Annotated in this window: 24 protein-coding genes, 1 tRNA gene and 1 other RNA gene; 10 read left to right on the top strand and 16 right to left on the bottom strand. The window is 66.7% G+C overall.

What is annotated here, in order from left to right:
* Positions 1-39 precede the first annotated feature (39 nt).
* Positions 40-1452: an FAD-binding oxidoreductase gene (locus WFK36_RS19240; RefSeq protein WP_336793601.1), complete on the top strand. Its 1413-nt coding sequence runs from the start codon at positions 40-42 to the stop codon at positions 1450-1452.
* The gene (locus WFK36_RS19235; RefSeq protein ID WP_336793600.1) at positions 1449-2717 is read left to right on the top strand and encodes a class I SAM-dependent methyltransferase; all 1269 of its coding nucleotides are present in this window, start codon (positions 1449-1451) and stop codon (positions 2715-2717) included. Before WFK36_RS19240 ends, WFK36_RS19235 begins: the two co-directional genes overlap by 4 nt.
* A gap of 4 nt (positions 2718-2721) precedes the next feature.
* On the opposite strand, the gene WFK36_RS19230 is transcribed toward WFK36_RS19235, so the two are convergent.
* The 3 genes from WFK36_RS19230 to ffs form a co-directional block, all read right to left on the bottom strand.
* A complete protein-coding gene (locus WFK36_RS19230) occupies positions 2722-5001 on the bottom strand; it encodes a DNA polymerase III subunit gamma and tau (protein ID WP_336793599.1) in 2280 nt (759 codons plus the stop codon).
* A gap of 43 nt (positions 5002-5044) precedes the next feature.
* Positions 5045-6316, bottom strand: coding sequence for an aspartate aminotransferase type Ic (locus tag WFK36_RS19225; protein ID WP_336793598.1), 1272 nt, complete (start codon positions 6314-6316; stop codon positions 5045-5047).
* Positions 6317-6378: 62 nt separating this feature from the next.
* Positions 6379-6473: signal recognition particle sRNA small type (ffs, locus tag WFK36_RS19220), an RNA gene on the bottom strand.
* Positions 6474-6533: 60 nt separating this feature from the next.
* On the opposite strand from ffs, the gene WFK36_RS19215 reads away from it, so the two are divergent.
* The 3 genes from WFK36_RS19215 (at position 6534) to WFK36_RS19205 (ending at position 7910) form a co-directional block, all read left to right on the top strand.
* Positions 6534-6622: transfer RNA gene (locus WFK36_RS19215), tRNA-Ser, on the top strand.
* A 147-nt stretch (positions 6623-6769) separates the two neighbouring features.
* A complete protein-coding gene (locus tag WFK36_RS19210) occupies positions 6770-7114 on the top strand; it encodes a hypothetical protein (protein ID WP_336793597.1) in 345 nt (114 codons plus the stop codon).
* Positions 7115-7232: 118 nt separating this feature from the next.
* Complete coding sequence (locus WFK36_RS19205) at positions 7233-7910, top strand: hypothetical protein (protein ID WP_336793595.1); 678 nt, start codon at positions 7233-7235, stop codon at positions 7908-7910.
* A gap of 69 nt (positions 7911-7979) precedes the next feature.
* Here the strand turns inward: WFK36_RS19205 and WFK36_RS19200 are convergent, their stop codons facing one another.
* The 5 genes from WFK36_RS19200 to WFK36_RS19180 form a co-directional block, all read right to left on the bottom strand.
* On the bottom strand, positions 7980-9179 hold the full coding sequence (locus tag WFK36_RS19200) for an acetate kinase (protein ID WP_336793594.1): 1200 nt from the start codon (positions 9177-9179) through the stop codon (positions 7980-7982).
* A gap of 74 nt (positions 9180-9253) precedes the next feature.
* Positions 9254-11329: a phosphate acetyltransferase gene (gene pta / locus WFK36_RS19195; RefSeq protein WP_336793592.1), complete on the bottom strand. Its 2076-nt coding sequence runs from the start codon at positions 11327-11329 to the stop codon at positions 9254-9256.
* A 93-nt stretch (positions 11330-11422) separates the two neighbouring features.
* Positions 11423-11971 (bottom strand): TetR/AcrR family transcriptional regulator, encoded by a 549-nt coding sequence (locus WFK36_RS19190; protein WP_336793591.1) that lies wholly within the window; start codon positions 11969-11971, stop codon positions 11423-11425.
* Between the two features lie 22 nt (positions 11972-11993).
* Entirely contained in the window at positions 11994-12365 is a 372-nt protein-coding gene (locus tag WFK36_RS19185) for a DUF5709 domain-containing protein (RefSeq protein WP_008377203.1), read from the bottom strand.
* A 46-nt stretch (positions 12366-12411) separates the two neighbouring features.
* Positions 12412-13335, bottom strand: a complete 924-nt coding sequence (locus WFK36_RS19180; protein ID WP_336793588.1) for a cation diffusion facilitator family transporter — start codon at positions 13333-13335, stop codon at positions 12412-12414.
* Between the two features lie 71 nt (positions 13336-13406).
* Between WFK36_RS19180 and WFK36_RS19175 the strand changes: the two genes are divergently transcribed.
* Both WFK36_RS19175 and WFK36_RS19170 read left to right on the top strand, forming a co-directional pair.
* The gene (locus WFK36_RS19175) at positions 13407-13874 is read left to right on the top strand and encodes a hypothetical protein (protein ID WP_336793587.1); all 468 of its coding nucleotides are present in this window, start codon (positions 13407-13409) and stop codon (positions 13872-13874) included.
* Between the two features lie 144 nt (positions 13875-14018).
* Complete coding sequence (locus WFK36_RS19170; protein ID WP_336793586.1) at positions 14019-14582, top strand: hypothetical protein; 564 nt, start codon at positions 14019-14021, stop codon at positions 14580-14582.
* Between the two features lie 164 nt (positions 14583-14746).
* Here the strand turns inward: WFK36_RS19170 and WFK36_RS19165 are convergent, their stop codons facing one another.
* A complete protein-coding gene (locus WFK36_RS19165) occupies positions 14747-15310 on the bottom strand; it encodes an HdeD family acid-resistance protein (protein WP_008377197.1) in 564 nt (187 codons plus the stop codon).
* Between the two features lie 83 nt (positions 15311-15393).
* Between WFK36_RS19165 and WFK36_RS19160 the strand changes: the two genes are divergently transcribed.
* The 3 genes from WFK36_RS19160 (at position 15394) to WFK36_RS19150 (ending at position 19045) form a co-directional block, all read left to right on the top strand.
* Positions 15394-16278 (top strand): acyl-CoA thioesterase domain-containing protein, encoded by an 885-nt coding sequence (locus tag WFK36_RS19160; RefSeq protein ID WP_336793584.1) that lies wholly within the window; start codon positions 15394-15396, stop codon positions 16276-16278.
* Between the two features lie 22 nt (positions 16279-16300).
* Entirely contained in the window at positions 16301-17068 is a 768-nt protein-coding gene (locus WFK36_RS19155) for a deoxyribonuclease IV (RefSeq protein ID WP_008377193.1), read from the top strand.
* A gap of 150 nt (positions 17069-17218) precedes the next feature.
* The gene (locus tag WFK36_RS19150; RefSeq protein ID WP_336793583.1) at positions 17219-19045 is read left to right on the top strand and encodes an acyl-CoA dehydrogenase; all 1827 of its coding nucleotides are present in this window, start codon (positions 17219-17221) and stop codon (positions 19043-19045) included.
* 73 nt (positions 19046-19118) lie between these two features.
* Here the strand turns inward: WFK36_RS19150 and WFK36_RS19145 are convergent, their stop codons facing one another.
* The 7 genes from WFK36_RS19145 to WFK36_RS19115 are packed head-to-tail and all read right to left on the bottom strand — an operon-like array spanning position 19119 to position 26830.
* The gene (locus WFK36_RS19145) at positions 19119-20534 is read right to left on the bottom strand and encodes an ABC transporter ATP-binding protein (protein ID WP_336793582.1); all 1416 of its coding nucleotides are present in this window, start codon (positions 20532-20534) and stop codon (positions 19119-19121) included.
* Positions 20527-21384, bottom strand: a complete 858-nt coding sequence (locus WFK36_RS19140; RefSeq protein WP_336793580.1) for an ABC transporter permease — start codon at positions 21382-21384, stop codon at positions 20527-20529. The genes WFK36_RS19145 and WFK36_RS19140 overlap by 8 nt, the downstream gene beginning before the upstream one ends.
* Complete coding sequence (locus WFK36_RS19135) at positions 21381-22331, bottom strand: ABC transporter permease (protein WP_336793579.1); 951 nt, start codon at positions 22329-22331, stop codon at positions 21381-21383. Before WFK36_RS19135 ends, WFK36_RS19140 begins: the two co-directional genes overlap by 4 nt.
* Positions 22328-23914 carry an ABC transporter substrate-binding protein gene (locus WFK36_RS19130; protein WP_336793578.1) on the bottom strand — a complete coding sequence of 529 codons (1587 nt, stop codon included), beginning with the start codon at positions 23912-23914 and terminating at the stop codon, positions 22328-22330. Before WFK36_RS19130 ends, WFK36_RS19135 begins: the two co-directional genes overlap by 4 nt.
* Positions 23911-25362 carry an MFS transporter gene (locus tag WFK36_RS19125; protein WP_336793577.1) on the bottom strand — a complete coding sequence of 484 codons (1452 nt, stop codon included), beginning with the start codon at positions 25360-25362 and terminating at the stop codon, positions 23911-23913. Before WFK36_RS19125 ends, WFK36_RS19130 begins: the two co-directional genes overlap by 4 nt.
* Positions 25320-26006, bottom strand: coding sequence for a tRNA-dependent cyclodipeptide synthase (locus tag WFK36_RS19120; RefSeq protein ID WP_336793576.1), 687 nt, complete (start codon positions 26004-26006; stop codon positions 25320-25322). Before WFK36_RS19120 ends, WFK36_RS19125 begins: the two co-directional genes overlap by 43 nt.
* A complete protein-coding gene (locus WFK36_RS19115) occupies positions 26006-26830 on the bottom strand; it encodes a 2OG-Fe(II) oxygenase (protein ID WP_336793575.1) in 825 nt (274 codons plus the stop codon). The genes WFK36_RS19120 and WFK36_RS19115 overlap by 1 nt, the downstream gene beginning before the upstream one ends.
* Between the last annotated feature and the right edge of the window lie 146 nt (positions 26831-26976).

Genomic DNA, 26976 nt, shown 5'->3' with positions numbered 1-26976 from the left:
CGCTGTTGCCGGAATCGTGACCAGCGCTACGGTGGCTAGGTGGCCGCCATACGTTCGGAGTACAACGTCGCCGCGTTCGATCGTGGCGTGAACCGTCTCGTGGAGAGTTACCGTGCGATCCCGCCGGGCTCGACAGTCCGGCTCGCCAAGAAGACGTCGAATCTGTTCCGCAAGCGCGCCGACGTATCCGCTCCCGGGTTGGACGTCTCAGGCCTGGACTCGGTGATCTCGATCGACCCGGCCACGAGGACCGCACAGGTAGCCGGGATGTGCACCTACGAAGACCTCGTCGATGCGACCCTCGCACACGGACTCGCGCCGACGGTCGTCCCGCAGCTCAAGACGATCACCCTCGGAGGCGCTGTCACCGGTATGGGCATCGAGTCCAGCGCATTCCGCGCAGGTCTCCCCCATGAGGCGGTTCAGGAGATCGAGATCCTCACCGGCACAGGTGAACTCGTCGTCGCACGACCCGACAACGAGTACCGCGATCTGTTCTTCGGATTCCCCAACTCGTACGGCACACTCGGATACTCGGTTCGACTCGCGATCACGCTGGAGGAGGTCGAACCGTTCGTCGAACTGCGCCACGTCCGGTTCACAGACCTCGACACCATGGAAGCGACGATGACCGCCGTCGCCGACGACCACGTCTACGACGGCGAACGGGTCGACTACCTGGACGGTGTCGTCTTCTCCGCCGACGAGTGCTACCTCGTGCTCGGCCGTCAGACCGACGAACCCGGCCCGGTCAGCGACTACACCGACCGCGACATCTACTACAGATCGATTCAGCACGACGACGTCGACACCCCGAAACGGGACCGTCTGACGATCCGCGACTACCTGTGGCGCTGGGACACCGACTGGTTCTGGTGCTCGCGCGCGTTCGGCGCCCAGAACCCGCGCATCCGCCGATTCTGGCCCAAGAAGTATCTCCGCAGCAGCTTCTACTGGAAGCTCATCGGCTACGACCACCGGTGGAACATCGCCGACAGACTCAACGCCCGCAAGGGACTGCCCGCCAACGAGCGGGTGGTCCAAGACATCGAGGTGCCCATCGATCGGACCGCCGACTTCATGCGCTGGTTCCTGGGAGAGGTGCCGATCGAACCGATCTGGCTGTGCCCGCTCAAACTGGCCGAACCGTCGCCCGGAGCCGCCGAGCAGCCGTGGCCCCTGTATCCCCTGCAGCGCGGTCGCACCTACGTGAACGTCGGCTTCTGGTCGGCGGTCCCAGTGACCCCCGGGCATCCGGGACACACGAACAGGCTGATCGAAGAACAGGTCAGCGAGTTGGGCGGCCACAAGTCGCTGTACTCGGAGTCGTTCTATCCGAAGGATGAGTTCTCCCGCCTCTACGGAGGCGAGGCGTACTCGGCATTGAAGAATCGGTACGACCCGGACGGCAGACTCCTCGGCCTCTACGAGAAAGCGGTGAAGCAGCAGTGAAACTGGCGCACATCTTCGAAAAGCTCGTCGGGCACGAACTCGGCATCCGGGTGACCGCGTACGACGGCAGCAGCGCCGGTCCGGCCGATGCAGACTACGGCCTGCACTTGAAGAACCCACGCGGCACGACGTACCTGGTCACCGCCCCGGGTGATCTCGGTCTGGCGCGGGCCTACGTCTCGGGCGATCTGGACTTGGTCGGCAGCCATCCCGGCGACCCGTACGCGACGCTGCAGGCTCTCGCGGGCGACCTCAAGTTCACCAAGCCGGGGCCCCTCGAACTCGCGCAGATGGCGCGCGACATCGGTGTTGAGCATTTCAAGCCGATCGCGCCGCCGCCGCAGGAGTCGCTGCCGAAATGGCGACGGTTCGCCGAAGGACTCCGCCACAGCAAGGAGCGAGACGCCGAGGCGATCAGTTACCACTACGACGTCTCCAACCGATTCTACGAACTCGTCCTCGGTGAGTCGATGACGTACACGTGCGCCGTGTATCCGACCGAGGACGCGACCCTCGAGCAGGCGCAGGAGAACAAGTACCGGCTGATCTTCGACAAGCTGCGGCTGCAGCCCGGTGACCGCCTGCTCGACATCGGGTGCGGCTGGGGCGGCATGGTCCGGTACGCGGCCCACCGTGGCGTCCACACGCTCGGCGTCACGCTGTCACAGGAACAGGCTCAGTGGGCGCAGGCCGCGATCGTCGCCGAAGGTCTGTCGGAGTTCGCCGAGGTACGGCACAGCGACTACCGGGACGTCCCTGAGTCGGGGTTCGACGCCGTCTCGTCGATCGGCCTCACCGAGCACATCGGCGTCGCGAACTACCCGAAGTACTTCACCTTCATGCGCGACAAGGTCCGGCCCGGAGGGATGATCCTCAACCACTGCATCACCCGTCCCGACAACCGTCACAAGAGCAAGGCGGGCCCGTTCATCGAGCGGTACGTGTTCCCCGACGGCGAACTCACCGGTGCCGGCACGATCATCTCCAAGATGCAGGATGTGCCGAACCTCGAAGTGATCCACGAGGAGAACTTCCGCATCCACTACGCGATGACGTTGCGCGACTGGAACGCCAACCTGGTGAAGAACTGGGACGAGGCCGTCGCCGAAGTCGGTGAGGGCACCGCACGGCAGTGGGGCCTCTACATGGCCGGGTGCCGGATCGGTTTCGAACGCGACATCGTCCAACTCCACCACGCCCTGGCCACCCGTCTGGACCAGGACGGCGCACAGACACTCCCCCTCCGGCCGTGGTGGGACGCCTGACGGGCTACTCGACGGGTCGTGCTCCGAGCTCCGACTTCAGCAGTTCGAGCGCGACCTGATCGGGGTCGAGTCGGGCGTCCGGGCTCGCGTTGTGAGCCTCGGCGACCATCTCGTCACGCTCGTCGTCGGTGAGGTCCTCGTCCGCGGTGAGCGGCTCGGGTTCCGGCTCCGGTTCGGGTTCGGGCTCGGGCGCCTGCTCCTCCTGCGGACGGCTGGGTCGAGTGAACGTCTGACGCTTCTGCGGTTCCTGCGGGGCGACTGTCTTGACCGCGGCGGGGGCGGAGTCGGGGGTCGCCTGAACAACGCTCACGCTGTTGCCCGGCCCGAACACCTCTCTGATCGCAGTCGTCAGTGCGCGCAGTCCGCGTTCGTCGGCCAGCCGACCCACGAGCGCACTGTGCGGATGTCCGAGGACGATCTCGGTTCCCGCGACAGCATGCACAAAAGCCGCCGACAGCATCGCCTCTAGGACAGTGCTCTGTGTTCGGACGGCAGCTCGGATGTCCGGCCACCGCGCCGACACCTCGTCCACCGTCAGTCCACTCGCCACAGGCTGAGGCTCCGGTTCCGGCGACGGCTCGGGCGCACGACGACGCGGGGCGTCGTACGGCTCCGGCGGCGCGTCCATCGCAGGCTCCGGCGGGAGCGGGATGTCGTCGACGGGGTCCGGTCGACGTTGCTCGCCCTGCGATTCCGAACGCTGGGGTTCGGGGCGCTGGGGTTCGGGGCGCTGGGGTTCGGGGCGCTGGGGTTCGGGGCGCTGGGGTTCGGGGCGCGTCGGTTCCTGCCGAGGAGGCTCCGGTCGGGGAGATTCTCGACGTTCAGGCTCCTGCCGCGGGGCCTCTTCGCGCTGCGGGTCCGAACGGACGGGCTCGGGAGCCGAGGGCTCGACCCGAGTCGGCTCCTGTTCAGGCTGCGGAGCCGGAGCCGGAGCCGGATCGGTTCGCACCGGCACCGTCTCCGCAACAGGTGGCGCGGCGGGGGTCGCAGGCTCCGCCACCGGAGTCTCCTCGACCGCCTTGCGCTGAGACGGACGGACGAAACGCGACGGCGGCTCGTCGGGCCGCGGAGCGGCGGGAGCCGAGGGACGTTCAACGGCGGGAGCTGAACCTGCAGGTCCGGGTGCCACTCCGGCCGGACGTCGTTCCAGGGTCTCAATGCGTTGCAGGAGCGCCGCAGCGTCGGAGGACGCACCGGGCAGCAGCATCCGCGAGCACATCACTTCGAGGAGCAGGCGCGGAGACGTGGTGCCCCGCATATCGCCCAACGACGCGTGCGCCACCTCCGCATACCGAGTCAAGGTGGCCGCACCGAGGTGATCGACGACAGCGCGCATGCGGGTGAGCTGATCGTCGGGGGCCTCGACGAGGCCGCGTTCTGCGGCGTCAGGCACTGCCTGCAAGAGGATCAGGTCGCGGAAGCGGTCTAGGAGGTCGATCGCGAACCGGCGCGGATCGTGTCCTGCGTCGACGACGCGTTCGACGACCTCGAACAACGCCGATCCGTCGCCTGCGGCGAGCGCGTCGACTGCGGCGTCGATGAGCGCGGAGTCGGTGACGCCGAGCAGGGAGAGGGCACGGTCGTAGGTGACGCCGTCGACGTCCGCGCCGGCGAGGAGCTGATCGAGGATGCTGAGTGAGTCTCGCGGCGATCCGCCTCCCGCGCGGATCACCAGCGGGTAGACCTCGGGCGCCACGAGCACGTTCTCCTTGGCGCAGATGCCTTCGAGGAGTCCACGCATCACCGGCGGCGCCAGCAGACGGAACGGGTAGTGATGGGTGCGCGACTTGATGGTGGTGAGCACTTTTTCGGGCTCGGTGGTCGCGAAGATGAAGATCAGGTGCTCCGGCGGCTCCTCGACGATCTTCAGGAGCGCGTTGAAGCCCGCCGACGAGACCATGTGCGCCTCGTCGATGATGAAGACGCGGTATCGCGATTCAGCAGGGGCGTAGAACGCGCGGTCGCGGAGGTCACGGGTGTCGTCGACACCGCCGTGGCTGGCGGCGTCGAGTTCAACGACGTCGAGGTTCCCCGCACCGCCGGGGCCGAGCGACTCGCACGAGTGGCAGACGCCGCACGGTGTGGACGTCGGCCCCTCAACGCAGTTCAGGGAGCGCGCGAGGATGCGCGCGGACGACGTCTTGCCGCAGCCGCGCGGCCCCGAGAACAGGTACGCGTGGTTGATTCGGCCCGCATCGAGCGCTCTGCTGAGCGGGGCGGTGACGTGTTCCTGGCCTACGACTTCAGCGAACGTCGCCGGGCGATACGTGCGATAGAGGGCCACACGTGAAGCCTACCGGCGGCCTCCGACAGCGGTGCCGGACGGCCTACTGCTCGCCGAGCAGGACTTCGGTGGCGCCGAGCAGCGCGCAGGTCGCGACGCCGTCCATGGCGGTCCGGAGTTCGTCGATCGGCGGGAACGTCGGTGCGAGTCGGATGTTCCGGTCGTGCGGGTCGTTCTTGTACGGGAACGTCGACCCGGCCGCGGTGAGCGCGATGCCCGCTTCTTTCGCGAGGGCGATGGTCCGTGCCGCGGCGCCGTCGACCACGTCGAGGCTGATGAAGTACCCGCCCTCGGGGGTGGTCCACGACGCGATCTTCGACTCGCCGAGACGCTCCTCGAGGATGTCCAGGACCAGTGCGAATTTCGGGGCGATCAGTTCACGGTGCCGGTCCATGTGAGCGCGCACGCCGTCGGCGTCTTTGAGGAACTGCAGATGACGCAGCTGGTTGATCTTGTCGGGGCCGATGGTCGACGCCGACAGATGCTTGGAGTACCAGTCCAGGTTGGCCTTGGACGACGCGAAGAATGCGACGCCCGCGCCTGCGAAGGTGATCTTGCTGGTGGAGCCGAACACGTACACCCGGTTCGGGTTGCCGGCCTCTTCGGCGAGGTCGAGTATCGGCAGGGGCGTCGGTGCGGCGTCGACCAGAGTGTGGACGGCGTACGCGTTGTCCCAGTAGATGCGGAAATCGGGTGCCGCGGGGAGCGCGAGGAGTCGGCGTGCGACATCTTCGGACACCGAGTACCCGGTCGGGTTGGAGTAGGTCGGCACCACCCACATGCCCTTGATCGACGGGTCGGCGGCGAGGAGTTCGGCACAGGCGTCCACGTCGGGGCCGTCGGGGTTCATCGGGACGTTGATCATCTCGATGCCGTAGAGCTCGGTGATGCCGAAGTGGCGGTCGTAGCCGGGGACGGGGCACAGGAACTTGATCGGTTCGGCCGACCACGGCTTCGCGGAGTCGACGTTGCCGTGCAGGAGGGAGAACACGGTGACGTCGTGCATCGACTGCAGGCTGGCGTTGCCGAGGGCGAAGGTGCGGTCGGCGCCGGTCCCGAGGAGTTCACCGAAGATCGCGCGCAGTTCGGGGAGTCCGGAGACGCCGCCGTAGTTGCGGGTGTCGGTTCCACTCGGGCTGCGGTAGTCGTCGCCCGGCAGGGAGAGCATCGGGTTCGACAGGTCGAGCTGGTCGGGTCCGGGTTTGCCGCGCGTGAGGTCGAGGTTCAGGCCTGCGGCTTTGAGCGTCTCGTAGCGCTGGCGCAGATCGTCTCGGGTGGTACGGAGCTCGTCGACACTCATCGAGTGGTAGTTCAACGTGGAGCCTCTCGCGCTGTCCCGGTCAGGCCGGGCACGCCTGGTTGTGGAACGCCTGAAATATAAGAGGATCCCGCGCACCCGGCAGAGCCCGTTGACCCTTGCTGCCTTCCGGCCCTGGGGGAGTTCACAGGATGCTCGCCGCGCGGGATCCGTAGACCAGTGTAGCGGGGCCGTTTTGAGATCCCAACCCGGGACCAGCTAGCATCTTGGTGCTGGAGGATTCGCCTAGTGGCCTATGGCGCTCGCCTGGAACGCGGGTTGGGTTAATAGCCCTCAGGGGTTCGAATCCCCTATCCTCCGCCAAACGAAGCGGCCCCGCCCGAGGAACGAAGGCGGGGCCGCTTCGTTTATTGAGCGCAGTGGATTCGGGAGGAGCGAAGCGACGGTTCCCCTATCCTCCGCCCGGCGAGGCAGCCTGATGACCTACGTGCCCCGGCTACGTTGACCCTCATGCACGGACGACGCTCCACATTGACGACCGCAGCACTCGCAACGGCCGCGGCGTGCCTGCTCGTGTTGACCGTGGGTGCGGCGTCGAGTCGGGAGTGGTGGATGTTCGGGGTCGGCGCCCTTGCGGTGGCATCGATGGTCGCGGTCATCTGGACCGACGGTCGTTCCAGGTCTGCCGCGGCAACGTCGACCGTAGCCTCGGCGGATTGGACACCGGAGTCGGTCAGGTCCGCGACGTCCAGTGCGTCAAACCGCGTGGAGGCGGTGAAGCGCCTTCGCGAGGAGGACCGACGCTTGAGCCTGCTCGACGCGAAGCGCCTGGTCGACCGACACGGCGACTTCTGACATCGCACTTCTTCACGCGTGCCGCGTAGCTTCCCGCTATTTGTCGGACAATTAGCGGGAGTCTTCGCATCATGCGGGAACCGCCGAGCCGACCACGGCGGGGTGCAAGTATGAACGAATGAAGCAGACATTCGGATTTGCGCTGTTCGGCGGGTACCTCGCGTTGATGGTCATCTCGCTGACGATGTCCTGGCCATCGACAGATGGCTACTCGGCCTACATCCCGATGTCGAGTCACCCCCGGCAGTCGCTTGTCTTCATGTCGGGCAGCTTCGGACGGGACGGAGACCTCGAACTGTTCACCGTGCCTGTCCTCGTCGGCGTGATCGTGGGCGGCGTGGTGGGCGCACTGACCCGTCTGGCGGGGTTTGTCATGCGGGGCCCCGACGGCAATCGATTCGTGCGGGTCGGCGTCGCCGGCCTGGTCGGGGCCGGGATCGGCGTAGGACTTGCCACCAGCGTCGCCTTCGGCGGACTGGTCCGGCCGGCGCCCGACACCGGCACGGTCGCGATCTACGCCGGTTGTGGGCTGCTCGCATACGTTCTTGCACTAGTGGGGGTCTACGGCGTCCTGCGGATGTCGGACGACGACCTCACCGCTCCCACGGTGAAGACAGCGGCGTGCGCTCTACCGATAGGGGGCGCTGCGGCGACCGGTGTCGGCATGTGGGTCGCGAGCCTGTCCGACTTCGGCGTCTCGACGGCGACGTGGGTCGCCGTCGTGACGTCTGTGGTGCTGGTCGTCGCGGCGACGGTGGTCTGCGCCCGCACTGTGGCGATCCGAAGTCGGGTCTGACAGAACTTCGGCACTCTCCGCCGCGGTATGCGCGGTGGAGAGTGCCGAAGTTGTTCGTGAGGAACCGAGTCAGGCGCTTACGACGGCCACCGCGGATCGGGCGATGGCGAGTTCCTCGTTCGTCGGCACCACAAGCACGGCGACGGCCGAGTCGTCGGTGGAGATCAGCCGCGGATCGGGCGAGCGGACCGCGTTCCGATCGGCATCGATCCGGATTCCGTAGTTCTCGAGGCCCGCGAGGGAATCGGCACGGACCGGCGCGGCGTTCTCGCCGACACCCGCGGTGAAGACGATCGCGTCGACCTTCCCGAGCTCGATCATGTAGGCGCCGATGTACCGACGGAGTCGGTGCAGGTAGACGCGGTACGCGCGCTCGGCAGCATCGTCCCCCTCCGCGACACGTTCCAGAATCGAGCGGAAGTCGTTGTCGCCGCACAAGCCCTTCAGGCCGGACTTCTTGTTGAACAGCGTGTCGATGTCCTCGATCGACATCCCCGCCACCCGTGACAGTTGGAAGACGATGCCTGCGTCGATGTCACCCGTCCGCGTCCCCATCACGAGACCTTCAAGGGGCGTCATGCCCATCGTGGTGTCGATCGGTGCCCCGCCGCGGACAGCCGACGCCGACGCGCCGTTGCCCAGATGCAGGACGATCTGATTGATGTCGGCGACGTCGCGCCCCAAGAAGTCGGCGGCGCACCGCGACACGTACTCGTGGCTTGTCCCGTGGAACCCGTAGCGACGCACGGCGTACTCCCGCGCCACCTCGGCGTCCAAGGCGTACGTGGCGGCCTCGTCAGGGAGATCGCTGAAGAACGCGGTGTCGAAGACGGCGACAGCCGGGACGTCGGGCAGCAACGCGCTGACGGCATTGATCCCGGTAAGGTTCGCCGGATTGTGGAGCGGCGCCAGCGGCGAGATCCGCTCGATCTCGGACCGCACCTCATCAGTGATGAGAGTGGGAGCGAAGAAGCTCCGACCACCGTGGACCACACGGTGCCCGACAGCGGACAGCCCCGAATCGGCGATGTCGACGCCGTCTGCCTTGAAGAGGTCGAGGACCAACGCGATCGCCGCCTCGTGGTCCGGCAGCGCAACCTCGCGGCGTACATCGTGACCGCGGTACCAGTGCTTCACCGACGACATCGGCTCGCCGATCCGCTCAACGAGTCCGTCGGCGATCACCTCCTCGGTGACCGGATCCAACACCTGGTACTTCAACGACGACGACCCCGCGTTCACCACGAGGACCGAGCCTTCGACGATCATGAGTTCTCCTTCTCGACTTCGCTCGAAGAGCAGGTGGGACGGCTCGAAGAGCAGGTGGGACGGCTCGCCACGAGCTAGATCATCTGCGCTTGGATGGCGGTGATGGCGACGGTGTTGACGATGTCCGAGACGAGAGCGCCGCGCGAGAGGTCGTTCATGGGCTTGTTGAGGCCTTGGAGAACGGGACCGATCGCGATGGCGTTCGCGCTGCGCTGGACGGCCTTGTACGTGTTGTTGCCGGTGTTGAGGTCCGGGAAGATCAGCACCGTCGCCTTGCCTGCGACCGGCGAGTCGGGCATCTTGGTGGCGGCGACGCTCGGCTCGATCGCGGCGTCGTACTGGATCGGACCTTCGACGAGCACTTCCGGTGCCCGCTCGCGGACAAGCGCCGTCGCCTCCCGAACCTTGTCGACGTCTTTGCCGGAACCGGATCCTCCGGTCGAGTACGACAGCATCGCGACCCGTGGTTCAACGCCGAACGCCGCAGCCGTGCGCGCCGACGAGATCGCGATGTCCGCGAGTTCCTCCGCGGTCGGATCGGGCACGATCGCGCAGTCGCCGTAGGTGAGCACCTTGTCGGCCAGACACATGAAGAACACACTCGACACCGTCGACACACCCGGCACGGTCTTGATGATCTCGAATGCCGGTCGGATGGTCTGCGCCGTCGTGTGCACCGCTCCCGACACCATGCCGTCGACACGTCCGGTGTGGAGCAGCATCGTGCCGAAGTACGACTCGTCGCGCACCACCTCGAGCGCACGCTCCCGCGTCATGCCCTTGTGCTTGCGGAGTTCGGTGTAGGCATCGGCGAACTCGTCGATCAAGTCCGATGTCGTCGGGTCGATCACGTCCACGCCCGACAGGTCGATGCCCAGTTCGTTCGCACGACGACGGACCGCGTCGACGTTCCCGAGCAGTGTCAGTTCGGCGACGCCCCGCCTGCGGAGTCGGTCGGTGGCACGGAGAATCCGGTCGTCGCCGCCCTCCGGCAGCACGATGTGCTTGACGTCCGACCGGGCCTGCGCCATCAGCTGGTACTCGAACATCTGGGGAGTGACCACTTCGGCGACGTGCAGTTTCAGCTCGTCGATCAGCTCTGTGGTCGCCACGTGGCGTTCCATCAGTGTCATCGCCGCGTCGATCTTCCGCGCCGAGCCGGACACCATCCGCCCGCGTGTGTGCGACGCGATGCGCGCCGTCTCGTACGTGCCGTGCTCGCTCGACAGGATCGGCAGGGTCGGTCGAAGCCCCTTGACCAGCCCGTCGATCATGGGGTGCGGTCGAAGCCCGCCGTTCATGACGATGCCGGCCAGCCGCGGGAAGCCTTCTGCCGCGTTGGCGTTGACCAGGGCGAGCAGAACGTCGGATCGGTCGGCGGGCGCGATCACCACCATCGACTCGCTGAGGCGTTCCAGGATGTGTTCGACGGTCATTCCGCCGACCATCACCTCGACCGCCTCACGGTCGAGCAGCGCGTCATCGCCGCTGTAGAGAGTGGCGCCGAGGGCAGTCTGCAGTTCGCCCATCGTCGGGGCCGTCAGCACCGGGTCTTCCGGCAGCGCCCATCCGCGGACTCCGGTGCTGGTCAGGGCGCTCGCCTGCGCCGCGACCCGGTCGGGGTCGCATCGATTGGCGACTACGCCGACAGTCGTCGCATGAGCGGCCTTGATGTCCGTCATCAGCATCTCGGCGATGGCCTTGACCTCGGCGGGCTCACGGTCGAGGGCCTTCACCACGAGGATGATCGGCGCCGACAGGTTCGCGGCGATCCGCGCGTTGTATCCGAGTTCGGACGGTGACGCGACGTCGGTGTAATCCGACCCGATCACGAGCACGTTGTCGCATTGTTCGGCGACGACGTGGTACTTCGCGACGATGTCGGCGATCGCGGCGTCCGGATCGCGGTGCACATCGTCGTACGTGACGCCGAGGCAGTCGTCGTACGGCACGTCGACGGATGTGAACTGCAGCAGCAGGTCGAGGATGTAGTCACGCTCCCCCGCCGCCGCTCGGGAGATCGGCCGGAACACACCGACGCGACCACCGGTCGCAGCGAGCAGTGCGAGCACTCCCAACGCGACGGTCGACTTGCCGGTGTCCCCCTCGGCCGACGCGATGTAGATGCTGCGGGCGCCAGAGCCAGTCATGGGCTCCACATTAGCGTTCATCTCGACTCCGCTCGATGACCAAGAGGGGCTGCGCTCCGCCTGAGCTTGAGGGCCGCTCCGCCGAGCGACTGGTCAGCGGATGACGGCGCGCACCACCATGTCGGCGATCTCCTCGTCGCTCATCGACGACGACGGGACGAGCATGCACGAGTACACGGTCCGGACCATGTACTCGATCCCCGCACGCGGGTTCGGATGAATGACGGCGGTTTCGTCGTCGGTAATATCTTCCATCGCCGAGTCGACGATCAAATCGATCAGCGACGGTCCGCCCGCGCCTTCGACGGTCACGAGAGATCGGACGACTTCTTCGGGCTCGTTCCGCAGAACGTACTGCAGCGCCTGGTGGTCGCGGATGTAGCCGAGCGAGCCGATCACCCGTTTGCGCACTCGCTCTGCGACATCAGGTTCGTCGGCGGCCCAGCCTGTGAGTTCCACCCGCAGGCGCTCGCGCTCATGAGAGACGATGGCCGAGACGAGCGCCTCGCGGCCGCCGAACATCCGGTAAGCCGTGGCGCGCGCCACCCCGGCATGCCGCGCCACCGACGTCAGGCTGAGCGCCTTCGCCCCGAATCGCGACACCAGCGCGACGCCGACTTCCACCATCCGGTCACGGTCCATGCCGAGAACCGTATCGAAATCGTCAGTCGATGATGTGCATGGCGGCCTCTTCGGCCGAAGCACCTGCACCGTCGACGCCTGCGTCACGACCGAAGACGTCGGAGTCGCCCGCGATGTCGGATGCGACGATCCGGCCCGCACGTGAGTTCCCACATTCAGCCTGTTCCGGGAAGTCCGGGTCCGCGTCGTCATCGTTCGCAGCGACATCCGGTTCTTCTTCGGCCAACCGCGAATCCAGAGTCTCGTGCTCGTGGTTCCCGGGCGCATAGTCGGGCGGCGAGTAGCCGCGGTCGAGGATGTCACCGACCTCGGCGTCGTCAAGAGTGTCCTCAGGCTGCAGCTGATCACTCTCGTCGAGGTCGTACTCGCCGTCGTAGTCGTCCCGGGAACTCATGGTCTCAGGGTAGGTCGGTCCTGGCGACGGCGTCACGCGATTGCGGTCAGCGACGCCACGGTTCATAACTGCGCGGATCGTCGATCGGTTCGAGGTGAATGGTGGGACGCAGGTCGTCGACGGCGTCGTGAAGCGCGGCTTCAACCTCTTCGACAAGATCGTGGGCCTGTTGGACGGTCCACGTCCCGGGGACGAGCATGTGCATTTGGACGAACCGCATGTGTCCCGCCTCCCGGGTGCGGACGTCGTGGAAGTCGACTCCGTCACCGCGGAAGCGGTCGAGGACTTCGTCGACCGCATCGCGTTCGGACTCGGGGATCACGGTGTCCATGAGTCCCATGGTGGAGTCTCTGACGAGTCGCCATCCGACGAGGATGATGTTCACCGCGACTGCCATCGCGACGAGCGAATCGAGCGGCGGCCATCCGGTGATCCCGACAAGAGCGACGCCCCCGATGACCCCGACGGTGGTCCAGACGTCGGTGAGCAGATGCTTTCCATCGGCCTCCAACGACATCGACCGATGGGCGCGGCCGACCGCGATGAGCTTCCAGGCGACGAGGCCGTTCACCACGGTCGCGCCGACCGAGATCAGCAGACCGATCCCGACGGCTTCGAGGTCTTGCGGGTTGATCAGCCGTTCGACGGCGGTGTAGAGGATGACGCCCGCGGCGACCACGATCATCACGCCTTCCACGACCGCCGAGAAGTACTCGCTCTTCGTGTGCCCGAAGTTGTGGTCGTCGTCGGACGGCCGCGCCGCGACCTTGAGCGCGATGAACGCGCCCGCGGCCGCCACCAGGTTGACGACGGATTCCGCGGCGTCCGACAACAGACCCACCGATCCAGTGATCCACCACGCATAGGTCTTCAGGCTGATCGTGACGACGGCGGCCGCGACGCTGAGCAGCGCCCACTTGCTGAGATCTCCACGTTCGCTCACCTGTCGATCCTCCCACCGCGAGGTCATTCGCACGCAGTACTGCGTCGTCGAACGCCTTTACGGTCAGTGAAACGTCACTGTCAGGAGGAACCGTGATCGTGAATCCCGTACGCAGCCGAGTCGAGCCACGAGTCGCGTTCCGAGTCGACGTCGTCGTCACCATCGCCGGGCTGCTCACTGCGGCGGGTGCACATCTCCTCCCCTGGTATGCATCGGCGACCCGCCCGTCGATGACGGTGAACGGATTCGGGCAGATCAGCGAGCCCGGATACCAGGCGCATGTGAATCACCTGCAGTGGATGATCGCTCTCGCCACGATCGGAGCGATGATGCTGCTCAGCGTACGCGCGACGGGCGGAACGGACCGTGCGTGGCGGCCGATCGCCAGTGCTGTCGCGACGCTCGCGGTTGTGGGTGCACTGTTCTCGGTGATCGCGGTCCCCGAGACGATGCTTCGGACTGACGGAGTGTGGATCGCGGCGGCGGGTTCGCTGGTCACCGCACTCGGAGTGCTCCTGCTGCGGCGTACCTTCAGCTTCGCCGCCGAATGTTCCCCGAATCCGTGACGGACACCCGAGTTTCCCCGGTTCTGCGGCGAATCGGGGAACATTAGACCGCGCTGTGAACTCATCCGCCGTTGAGCGACGCCGCTGCCGACAACGACTGTCCGTTTCGCTTCGCAGTCGGCCCCGAAAAGGCACGATGGAGGCATGCTCGACGAACTGAACTCACAGGCCCGCTCGTTCTACGACGCAGGCGAGTTCACGCACGCGCTCGCCGACTACTCGGTCCTCCGCGAGATCCGATCCCGCCGCGAAGGGCCGTACTCGGTGAAGTACCTCGCCGCCCTCCACGACTGTGTACGCTGCATGTCGCATCTGAGCCTGTGGTCGGACGCCGATCTGCTGTGCAGCGAACTGCACGCCAAGTACGTCAGGACGCACGGTCGCGGAGGGATCGACACCGTGGACGTCGCACGCCACTGGGCGTGGGCGATGGTTCACCTCGATCAAGCCGATCACGTCGCGGCGCTGTGCATGACCACCGCGGACGCGATGTGGGACACCGACCTGCGCGGTGCCGACCGTCTTCTCGGTGCAGCCGCCGCGCAGTCGGAACGATCAGTGGAACTCGCCGGCACCGGCCTCATCGACGGTGTCGCCCTCCGGCACGCCGCAGACCTGGTAGCCGGGCTGAACCGCTGGAATCAGAGGCTTCTCGACGCCCCTGCACGGACGTCAGTCACGGCCGACTCGCTGGCTCCCACCAGCTGAGGCTAGGGCGTGTTGCGAAAGTCTTCCGCCTTGGATCGGCGGATCCGATGGATGGCTGGCAAGGCGGAGGAGGGAGCGATACCGGTAGGTATCGCGACCGACGACAACGCGGCCAGGCGTTCATCGGGCCGTCGAGACAGGCGAAGAGAGTTTCGCAACACGCCCTAAGCGTCGCGCTTCTTGGGGAGCGTGAGGAGAGTGGCGAGGCTGACCGCGATCAACATGACTGCGAGCACCCAGAGGATGGTCGAGAGAGTCGAGATCGCGGGCAGGACGATCATCGCGATACCTGCACCGATCGAGATCACAGCCGACAGGACAACAAGCCAGCGCGGGACGAGGAAGTTCGCCAGTCGCATCTCGAGGAGGTCCTGGAGGCCACCGAAGATCCAGCCGACACCGATGAAGATGCCGAGCAGCGTCAACGATTCGGCGGGGTTCAGAATGGACAGGACACCTGCGGCCAGCACGATCGCGCCGAACGCTCCGAGCACCACGCGCAGCACGAACGGCGCCTCCGTCGTCGCGAACGCGAGGAACAGTCGAAGGAGACCGGCGACGACAAGCGACGCACCGAAGAGGACCGCCACGACGGTGAGCGTCGCCGCGGGCCAGGCGAGCATCGCGATGCCGAGCGCGATGCCGACAACGGACGACGCGAGCAGGAACGAGCGCAGAGCGTTCACTGCATTGTCGGGGAGCGCGGGTGTTTCGGGGAGCACAGTCATGCGCCAAGGGTACTTGTGCTGAGCGAGCCCGCGAGACGAAGTACTTGTGCTGAGCGAGGTGGGCACAAGTACTGTCGGAATGCATGTCGACGAAGTCCTATTTCATTCACGGGGAGTCGGGCCGGGTGGTCCCCACTCCGCTGGCCCTGAGTCTGTGGGGGCCGGACGCACTCAACGGACCCGCTGTATGCGGTCTCGCCGCGTACGCTGCGGAACGAGTGCACGGTCGCGAAGGCTGGTTGCCCGCCCGATTCACGCTGGAACTGTTCAAGTCGGCACGGCGAATCCCGACGAGTCTGCAGACCGAGATCCTTCGGGACGGGCGCCGTATCCGGGTCGTTCAGGTGAGCGTTCGTCAGCACGACGGGGACGACGACGAGGGCGTGTTGGTCGCACAGGGGAACACCGTGTTTCTCAAACAGGGCGACAACCCTCCCGGCGCCCGCTGGTCGCGTCCGACGACCGACTACGACGTCCCGGCAACCGACCCGTCCGACTTCCACACGTGGTTCTACAACGACGAACTCGGGTGGAGCTCGGATATGTCGGCCTATCAGAACGGCGGACGGCGGCGCCTGTGGAGCCGTCCGGTGAACGTACTTCCCGACGTCGAGTTGACGCCGTTCCAGCGGGCCGCGATCTCAGCCGAGGGCACCAGTCTCTCGACGAACTGGGGCGAGGGCGGTATCGGCTTCATCAACGGCGACCTCACGCTCGCCTTGAGTCGGCTGCCTGTCGGCGATCGGCTCGGAGTGGAGTCCGACCATCACCTCGAGGACGCAGGCGTGTCGGCAGGCACCGCCACCCTGTTCGACGAGCACGGACCGTACGGCATCGGATTGGTGACCGCCGTCGACAACACCCGCGCGATGATCGACTTCACGAGAGTCTTGCCGTCGTCGGCGTACAAGGGCGACGGCCCGTTCACACCCGACGGTGAACGTCGCGGAGACGACCGGAACGTCTGACCCCGCGGCTATCGTTGACCGTATGCGCATCGGAGCCCACCTTCGCCAGGACGAGAACCCCGTCGCCACCGCCAACGAGCTCGGGATCGACATCTTCCAGATGTTCGTGACCGATCCGCAGAGCTGGAAGAAGCCGGAGATCCATCCTCACGCGGAGGAGATCCGAAACTCCCCGATCGACGTCGTAGTGCATTCGAGCTACCAGATCAACGTCGCGAGCCTGAACAATCGACTGCGCATGCCGTCGCGGAAGGCCGTCGAACAGCAGGCTGCCGCGGCGAAGGACCTCGGAGCGATCGGACTCGTCGTCCACGGCGGTCACCTGCGTGACGGTGAGGACGCTGCGGCGGGCTTCGAGAATTGGCGCAAGCTGTTCGAGCGGCAGGCGGACAAGGGCGGGTTCGGCGTCCCGATCCTGATCGAGAACACTGCGGGCGGGTCGCATGCGATGGCGCGCACCCTGGAGTCGATCGAACGTCTCTGGGATGCAGTCGGCGACTTCGACGAAGCGGGCTTCTGCCTCGACACGTGTCACGCCTGGGCCGGCGGAGAGGACCTCGTCGGCCTGGTCGAACGCATCAAGGCGATCACCGGACGCATCGACCTCATCCACCTGAACAATTCGCGCGACGAGTTCGACTCCGGTCGCGACCGTCACGCGAACATCGAGTCCGGCCACATCGACGCCGACGTACTGCTCGAGCTGATGAAGACCGCCGGTGCACCGGGCGTCTTGGAGACGCCGTCCGAAGGCGTCGCAGCCGACCTCGAATACCTGCGGTCGCACTGACCTCTGAGGAACGAGACGGACGCTTGCAATTGTTAGCGCCGCCACACTCCCGGCCGGTTGTTCCGCGCTGAGACGGGAGCTATCCTGTCAATAGTTACCGGCAAGTAACATGTCCGGTCAGCCCCAGCACCTCACCGGTTAGGAAGAACCATGGGCCATTACAAGTCCAACCTCCGCGATCTCCACTTCAACCTCTTCGAGATGTACGAGCTCGACAAGGTCCTCGCGACGGGCGCCTTCGGCGACCTCGACCACGAGACGGCCGTCGACATGCTCCGTGAGGTGAAGGCACTGTCGGAGGGTGTCATCGCCGACTCGTTCGTCGATGCCGACCGCAACCCGCCGGTCTTCGACCCGACCGATCACAGCGTGACCATTCCCGAGAGCTTCAAGAAGAGCTACAACGCCCTAATCGAAGCAGGCTGGGACAAGGTCGGCGTCGACGAGGAGCTGGGCGGTCTGCCCGCTCCGCGTTCCCTGTACTGGGCAATCGGCGAGATGATCCTCGGCGCCAACCCGCCGGTCTTCATGTACGCGGCCGGTTCGGGCTTCTCGAACATCTTCTACGACAACGGCACGGACGAGCAGAAGAAGTGGGCCGCGATCTGCTCCGAGCGCGGCTGGGGCGCCACCATGGTCCTCACCGAGCCGGACGCCGGTTCGGACGTGGGCGCCGGCACCACCAAGGCCACCCTGCAGGAAGACGGCACCTGGCACATCGAGGGCGTGAAGCGCTTCATCACCTCGGCCGACCAGGACATGACCGAGAACATCTTCCACCTCGTCCTCGCACGCCCCGAAGGTGCCGGACCCGGCACCAAGGGTCTGTCGCTGTTCTTCGTGCCGAAGTTCCACTTCGATCACGAGACCGGCGAACTGCAGGACCGCAACGGTGCGTTCGTCACCAACGTCGAGCACAAGATGGGCATCAAGGCCTCGGCGACGTGTGAGGTCAGCTTCGGCCTGCACGGAACGCCTGCCAAGGGCTGGCTCGTCGGCGAGGTCCATTCGGGCATTGCGCAGATGTTCGACGTCATCGAGCACGCTCGCATGATGGTGGGCACCAAGGCCATCTCGACGCTGTCGACCGGCTACCTGAACGCTCTCGAGTACGCCAAGGAGCGCGTGCAGGGCGCCGACCTGACGCAGATGATGGACAAGGCCGCACCGCGTGTCACCATCACTCACCACCCGGATGTCCGTCGTGCGCTGCTCACGCAGAAGTCGTACGCCGAGGGCCTGCGCGCCGTGTACCTTTACACCGCGTCGCACCAGGATCCGGAGGCCGCCGCGATCGTCTCCGGCGCGGATGCCGAGCTCGCACACAAGGTCAACGACCTGCTGCTCCCGATCGTCAAGGGTGTCGGCTCCGAGCGCGCTTACGAGAAGCTGACCGAGTCGCTGCAGACTCTCGGCGGCTCGGGCTTCCTGCAGGACTACCCGATCGAGCAGTACATCCGCGACTCCAAGATCGACTCGCTGTACGAGGGCACCACCGCCATCCAGGCGCAGGACTTCTTCTTCCGCAAGATCATCCGCGACAAGGGCCAGGCTCTCGCCCACGTCGCAGGCCAGATCCAGCAGTTCATCGACAACGGTGAGGGCTTCGACGACGAGCGCACACTGCTCAAGACGGCCCTCGAGGACGTCCAGGGCATGGCCGCCAAGCTCACCGGCTGGCTGATGGCCGCCCAGGAAGACCCGAAGCAGCTGTACCTCGTCGGTACCGCATCGGTTCGCTTCCTCATGGCGGTCGGCGACCTGGTCATCGGCTGGCTCCTGCTCCGCCAGGCAGTCGTGGCCGCTGCAGCTCTCGCGAACGGCGCCTCGGGCGACGACGTCGCCTTCTACCAGGGCAAGATCGCCTCGGCGACCTTCTTCGCGAAGAACATGCTGCCGCAGCTCACCGCTGTGCGCCACATCGTCGAGAACAACGTCGACAACGACCTCATGGAGCTCGACGAAGCAGCTTTCTGATCAAGTCCTCACCAGCTTGATCTGAAGAAGAAGGACCCTGCCGACTCATGTCGGCAGGGTCCTCTGCATTCAATCAGGTCGCGACGACCTCAAGCTCCGTCGCGACGCCGCGTCGGACTTCGACTGTGCGGTGCGCGATGTCGGCGGCGACCGTCCGGTCGTGCGTGACGAACACGTAGGCCGTGCCGTGCTCACGTTGCAGACGTGCCAGGATGTCGAGGACCGTCGCCTGCGACACCACGTCGAGTGCGGACACCGCTTCGTCGAGAACCACGATCGCCGGGCGAGCGGCGACCGCTCGAGCGATCGCCACGCGCTGACTCTGCCCTCCGGACAGCTCGTTCGGGTACCGATCGGCGAACCCGCGGCCGAGTCCGACGTCGTCGAGAGCCTCCCTCACCCGGACAGCGCGTTGATCCGAGGTGAGACCCAACGATGGATGCAACGATTCGGCGATGATCCGCCGCACGGTCCATCGCGGATCCAGTGCGGTGAACGGGTTCTGTGCGACGAGTTGCACGCGTCCTCGCGTGTCCACCGTGCCTGAATCAGGCGCAGTCAGACCGACGAGGACCCGAGCGAGCGTGGACTTCCCCGAACCAGACGGTCCGACGACGGCGACCGTCTCACCACGGTGCAACGTCAGGTCGACGGCGTCGAGAGCCGGCACGCTGCCGAATCGCTTGCTGATCGACCTCGCCGTCAGCACCTCGTCTCGCTGTTCAGGTACCGGTGCGGGCCGCCGTCCTCCCGGGATCGCCGCGAGCAACGCTCTGCCCGCCGAACTCGACGGCGAGGACACGAGACGCTCCGACGTAGACGACTCGACCACGCGGCCGCCGTCGAGCACGACGACGCGGTCCGCACGACGTTCGACGACGGTCAGATCGTGCGTCACGAGCAGGAGTCCGGAGGTCCGTCCGACCTGAGACGTCAGGGTGTCGAGCACCTGATCAGCGACGTCGGCGTCGAGCGCACTCGTCGGTTCGTCGGCGACGATGAGGCCCGGCCGTCCCGCCAGTGCCATCGCGATCAGGACCCGCTGGCGCTGACCGCCGGACACCTCGTGGGGATACCGCTTCAGGAAGTCCGGAGACAGTCCCACCTCGCTCAGACGAGATCCCGCTTCGCGTTCGGAGTCCGCTGATCCGGAGTGCCTCAACGCCTCCCGGACCTGAGCCCCGATTCGCCGCACCGGGTTGAGAGAGCTTCCAGGGTCTTGCGGCACGTAGCCGATCCGGTGACCTCTGACGGTCCGCCATCTCTTCGATCCGGGAGCGGGCAGATCAGTGTCTCCCAGGCGCAAGCGCTGCGCAGTGACGCGCACGTCTTGTCGATGGAGACCGAGAACGGTCCGCGCGAGAGTCGATTTTCCGCTGCCCGACGCTCCCACGACGGCGACGGTCTCTCCCGGCTCCACGTGGAGATCGACTCCTTCGAGTACCGGCGTCCGACCGATCGTCACATCGAGTCCGGAGATCTCAAGCACGGGTCTCTCCGATCACACGCGACAGTCGGTAGGCAGCGAGAACAACCGCGGTGATGACCGCGGCGGGCGCGAGAGTGAGCCACCACGAGTCGGCGAGGAACGCGCGTCCGTCGGCCACCATCGCACCCCACTCGGGGGCCGGCGGAGGCGGCCCGAAACCGAGGAAGCCGAGGGCTGCCACCGCGAGCACCGCCTGACCGAACTCCACGGATGCGACGGCCGCGGTCGTCGGCCACAGGTGCGGCAGGACATGTCGGGTGATGACCGTGGGCCGTCGCCATCCGCTGACGGTCGCGGCTTCGACGAATGGCACTGACCGGAGCTGTTGGGTGCGGGCGCGGACCACCCTGGCGGCTCCGGCCACCCCGGCGATTCCGACCGCGACTCCCAACTCCAGAGTTCCGCCGCCGGTTGCCGCGATGACCGTCATCGACAGGAGCAGCGCGGGGACCGCGAGGAGGACGTCCACCAGTCGCATCCCGACCCTGTCCGTCCACCCGCCGACGTAGCCGGTGGTCACTCCGATGACAACACCACCTGCGACGGCGACCCCGACTGCGGCGAGAGCCGCCGTCAGCGACGCACCCGTTCCGTGAACGACTCGAGTGAGCACGTCGCGACCGAGTTGATCCGTGCCGAACGGGTGGGCGAACGACGGCGCCTGCAGCCGATCCGCGGGAGCCACTGCGAGCGGATCGCCACCGGTCAGGAGTCCTGGCGCGACGGCGGCGATCACCGCGAGCGCGAGTACCGCGGCAGCCACGGCGACGCTCGGCCTCGGCTTGCTCAGCCGTCGCACCCACAGCGGCAGCCTGCGGTCTCGCAGCGCGACTCCGGCCACGCCCGTCATGACGTGCTCCGGGCACGCGGGTCGACGAGCGGACCCACGATGTCGACGGCCGCCGTCACCACCACGAAGATCGCGGCCGACACCACAACCGTCGCGAGCATCACCGGTCCGTCGTGTGCGGCGACCGCCTGCTGCGTGAGACGCCCGAGCCCCGCACGCGAGAACACCGTCTCCACCACCACCGCACCGGCCAGAGCCGATCCGACGAGCACTCCGAGCGCCGACAGCGTCGGCAACGCCGCCGCGGGCGTCACGTGGCGCAGGTGGACGGTCAGGTCAGAAGCCCCGGTGGCCCGTGCGACGTCGACGAACGGTTGGGCGGCGGCCTCGCGCATGCCGGAGGCCATGAGCTGCCCCAGATAGCCCGCGATCGGCACGGCGAGCGTCACGGCGGGCAGGATCGCCGACGCGGGAGTCCGGTCGCCGAATCCCGGGAGAACTCCGAGCCCGAACGCGAACATCTGGATCAAGACCAGTCCGACCGCGAACGTCGGCAACGACACCAGCACGGACGGGATCTGTCCGATCACCCGGGACGCGATCCCGTTCGGACGGTATGTCGCGGCGAACGCCAATCCGAATGCGACGACCGCGCCCAGCGCCAAGGCTGACGCGGCCAGGACCGCCGTCGACGGGAGGGCGTCGAGCAGTGTCGTGGTGACGGGACGACCGCTCACCACCGACGTCCCCCAGTCACCGCGTACAAAATCACCGACGGCAGACAGATACTGCTGCCACAGCGGGCGGTCGAGCCCGTACTGCGCGCGGAGCGCGGCGAGCGTGGCTGGTGACGGCGGAGCTCCACCGGAGTCGGCGTCTGCGGCGAGGGAGACCGGATCGCCCGGCAGCACCCGCAACACGAGGAAGACGAGGGTGAAGACCGCCCATACGACTGCGGCTCCAGCCGTCAGACGCGACCCGATGCGGCGTGCGAGTCTCCCGGTCATGAGTCCGTGTCTGGGTACTGCAGGCGCAGAACGCCGGACGCGTCGAAGCCGATCCCGCCGAATCCTGGAGCGACCGCTGCCACCTGCGACAGTTCGACAACCGGAATCGCGTATCCGGCTTCGATCAACCGGGTCTGCAGGGTGTCGACGAGACGCAGACGTTCCGCCCGGTCGGCGACACCCGCCTGTCGGGTCAGCAGCGGATCGATCTGCGGGTCGAATCCGCGACGCGAGTAGTTGGTTCCCTCGAAGCCGAGCCGCGAGCGGAGGATGTCCGGGTCGGCGCGCGTGACGTTGTAGTAGACCGCGTCGAAGTCGCCTGCCTTCCGTCGGGACAGGAAGTCGTCGTTCGACAACGCCGTAATCGTCAGGTCGATGCCGACCGATGCCAACTGGCGTTGGACGAGCTCGAGGATCGGCTTGTTGCCGTAGAACTCCGGCGAGTAGATGACGTCGAACGACAGCTTCTTCCCGTCCTTGGACCGTGTCCCTTCTCCGGACGACCGCCAGCCCGCGGCATCGAGGAGCCGTGCGGACTCGGCACGGTCGAGCCTGATCGCGGGGTCGGTTCGGTACCCGGGGGTGGTGGACGCGAGGACGCTCGTCGCGGGCTTGAACGAGTCTCCGAGGACTGTGTCCACGAGTTCATTCCGGTCCAATGCCGTGGTCACGGCACGACGGACGGCCGCATCGGCGAGAACACCGCGCGACACGTTCGACTGGAAGACGTACGGGAGGCCAGGGTTGGGACGTGACGTCAGTGCGGCGCCGGACGCTTCGATCGCGCTTCGGTCCTGTGGCTGAGGATCGGCACTCGCGTCCAGTTGCCCGGACGTGACGCTTCCTGCGCGGACGCCGGACTCGGGCACCACGCTGAACTCGACCGTGCGGTAGCGCGCGTGGTCTGCGAGCCCGGTGTCCGGGGTCCACCGGTAGTCGTCTCGCCTGGTGAGCGTCGCCGATCGGTCCTGCTCCCACCCGCTGTAGGTGTAGGGCCCGCTGCCGATCACCGTGCTCGCCGTGCACCTGTCGTCGAACGACGCGGCGACCGTCGACGGGGCGAGGATCCCGAGCTGCGTTGTGGCGGCGGCCTGCAGGAACTGCACATTGGGCTCGGCGAATCGGACGATCGCGGTTCGCTGGTCCGGCGTGTCGGTCCGCTCGTATCCGAGCAGGAAGCCAGACGCCTGCAGCGTTCGGGTGGATGTCGACTCGTCGGAGGTCAGCGCGTCGAAGTTCTTCTTGACCACATCCGACGTCAGCGGCGTCCCGTCGCTGAAGGTCACGTCGTCGCGGAGTGTGAACGTGAAACTCCGGCCGTCAGGCGATGCTGCGAACCGTTCCGCAAGCCACGGAGTGAGCTCACCGGTGTCCCGGTTCTGGTCGACGAGCGAGTCGACGACTTGGCGGGACACGTTGACGGTCTGGTTGGTGCTCGACTGCGCTGGATCGGCGCAGCTCGGTGCCGACGACAGTCCGTAGCGCAGAACGTCGGACTCCGCGTCGTCTCCCGCGCAAGCAGCGATCGGCAGGCCGGTCGCGACGGCGAGAGCGGCGACTGCCGCACGGGTGCTGTTCTTCATCGGGAAGTCTCTTCTCTGGAACCGTCGACGTCTGAGGCGTCGACTGTGGAATGCGAATCAGGAATCAGAGCATTGGCCGCGAGCGCGACGACCGCGCCGACCAGCAGGAACACCGCGGTCGAGGTCAGTCCGCCGTCGGCGTCGGACGCCGCGTACAGCGCTGCGGCGACTGCCGCGCCGAGAGCACCGCCGAGGTTGTGGAACGTCCAGGAGGCGCCGATCGCAAAACCCGCCTCACCGGTGGGGACCGCCGACAGCGCAGACAGCGTCGCGGGCGCCAGGATCAACGCCCACCCGAGGCCGAAGAACACGAAGCCGACGAGCAGAACGGCGAGTTGCGCCGAGAGCGCACCAGCGAGGAGCGCACCAGCCGACACCGCGAGCGAAGCGAATCCGAAGCGAAGCGGCCGGGACGGGCCACCGTGATCGACCCAGCGGCCCACACGCGGCGAGGCGAATGCCATGGTTCCACTGACGAGGAGCAACGACACTCCGATCAGCCGCTCACCGAGATCGTGGCGGTCGGCGAGGTACTGAGGCAGAACGAGGAGGGCAGACGCGTAGAACGCCGCCAGGAAGAAGTCCGACAGAAGCGCCGCTCGGAGTCTGGGATGAGCCAGCAGGTCGACACGCAGGAGCGGATCGGATGACCGTCGTTCCACCGCGACGAGCAGTGTCACCGCAGCCACCGCGACCACGCCCGATGTGATCACCGGGACACTCAGCCACCCGGAGCTTGCAGGCAGCGAGACGAACGCGACGGCCGCAGCAACCGCGACGGCGAGTGCCGCTTGACCGGGCACGTCGGTCCCGCGGTCCGACTCCGGCGCAGGCGACGGGACCGCACCGAGGATCAGAGCGACGGCCACCAGCCCGAACGGGACGTTGATCCAGAAGACCGACGCCCACCCGAACGCGGGAACCAGAAGTCCGCCGAGGACCGGGCCGATCGCCAAGCCGACACCGTTGACCGCGTACAGCCAACCGACCGCGCGTCCACGCTCTCCCTCCGGGAACAACTGTTCCACCAGCGTGGACGTACCGGTGTAGAGCACCGCGCACGAGGCGCCCTGCACAAACCGTGCGACGATCAACCAGCCGATACCCGGAGCGAGCGCCGCACCGACCGACGCCAGGACGAACACGCCGAGCCCGGCCAGCAGCACGGTTCGCCGCCCCAGTTGGTCTCCGATTCGGCCTGCGGTCACCATGAACATCGCAAGAGCCGTTAGGAATCCGCTGAGCACGAGTTGGGAGACCGAGATCGACGTACCGAGCTCACGGGTGATGGCCGGCAGTGCCGTCGACACGATCGTCAGATCGATACAGCCGAGGAACGACGCCGTGGCCAGTCCGACGAAGCCCGCAGTCCGTCTGCCCGTTGTCACCCCGGTCTCGGTGATGCTCATCGCGCCGACTTCCGCTTCTTGAAACGAAGCGGCAGCCACGCGGCCCCCTCAGCGACGAACAGGTCACGTGTCGCCTGCATCGCAGTGGAGATCTGCTGCGGATACACCACGAAGTCGTATCCCTGTTCCGCCCACAACGGTTGGATGATCGGCACCTCCTCCAGGAGGTACGTGCGGCAGCCGTTCCGGATGCGTTCCTCGTCGGGGATGTCGTTCCCTCGACGTGAGACGAATCGGTCGATCGTCGAATCGATCGCCGCCGCGTAGTCGGAGTTCGTCTCGTACGCGGTGCGCACCTCGTCGAGGGCATGCGGATACGCGGGATCGCTGAGCGCGGTGTCCCATCGCAGGACGTCGACGTCGGCGGTCAGCAGATCGAGAAGGGGACGGTTCCGGGCGATCCACTGGTCGCCCCTGCGACGCGAGAGCCGGTAGGCCTCCCCGGGCGGAACGTCCAGGTTGTGACGCTGGAGCGTGTCTGCGACGGCGACAGTGACCCGCGAGAACCCGCTCCGGTTCAGAAGATCGACGGTCGCGCCGAACTTCTCGCCCTCGTGGTAGTCGGCGCCGACGCTGACCAGCAGGATCGTCGATCGACCCTCGTACTCGTAGTGCACGCCCTTCAGGTCGAACGCCGCCTTGTGCGACGTCGAGCCGACCGGCGCGGTGATGGCGAGTGTCATCAGCTCCACACCGCCAACGGCTGGTCCTGGCCTCGGACACCGACGAACAGACCGACAGTCACCCTCGGTCGATCGTGAGACGGCGCGACCGCGTGCACGCGGCGCGGATCGATGAAGATCGCCTCCCCGACTCCTGGTCGGACGACCAGTGCCGGATCGCCGACGGTGTCGCGGTCCACGCCCCACACCCGCTCACCCGAGAGCTCCCGATAGTCGTCCTCGGTCGGGTAGGCGTCCCAGATCTCCAGCTCTCCCCCATCGTCCGGAACATCGAGGTAGACGTTCACCGACAACTGTCGTCGAATGCCCAGGTCGTCGTCTGGCAGGTTCCGCGCGATGTTGTCGGTATGCGGTTCCAGATCGACACCCGCCTGCTGGTACCGCGCCACTCCTGCGAAGAACTTCTGGCTCTCCGAGGTGAGCAGTGTGGTCCCTGTCGGCCACGCCTCATCGAGCAGGATTCGCACCGTGTCCGACGGGTACTGGTAGGGTGCGGCGATCTCCCGCAGATGGCTCCGATGTGTCGCCGCGTCGGCGAAGTACTGGCCCTGATCGGTCGGCGCGACCTCAGAGAAAGCGTGCCCGATACGGCGGAACTGCGGATCGGTGGCGAGCGGCCCGTGGTCATCGCGTCCGACGAAGCGTTCCCGGAGTCCGGCGAGGGCCTCCCCTGACACGAGTCCACGCACTCGGACGGCGTAGACGTCGCCCTTCAGCAGGCGCAGCAGGTGATCTGCTGAGAAATCGGCGACGGTGGTCGTCGCCACCCGGTTGTGTTCCTCGTCGGCGCCACTGGTGTGCGGCGCGCTCAGTGTGGTCGTCATCTGTGCCCCTCCCCTGTCCGGCTGCGACCGGACTCGAATCGTGTGTCGTCGCCCGCGTTGTGGTGCGGACGGCACATGCATCGATCACGAGCGGCTGCACCGGAACAGGTGACGGCCATGCAGACTCGAGCCCCGGCCTGCGGGGA

Origin of the sequence: Gordonia malaquae (assembly GCF_037148075.1) — a bacterium.
Classification (GTDB): Bacteria; Actinomycetota; Actinomycetes; order Mycobacteriales; family Mycobacteriaceae; genus Gordonia; species Gordonia malaquae.
The sequence above is the reverse complement of the archived record's forward strand: the minus strand, read 5'-3'. Positions and strand labels throughout refer to the sequence as shown.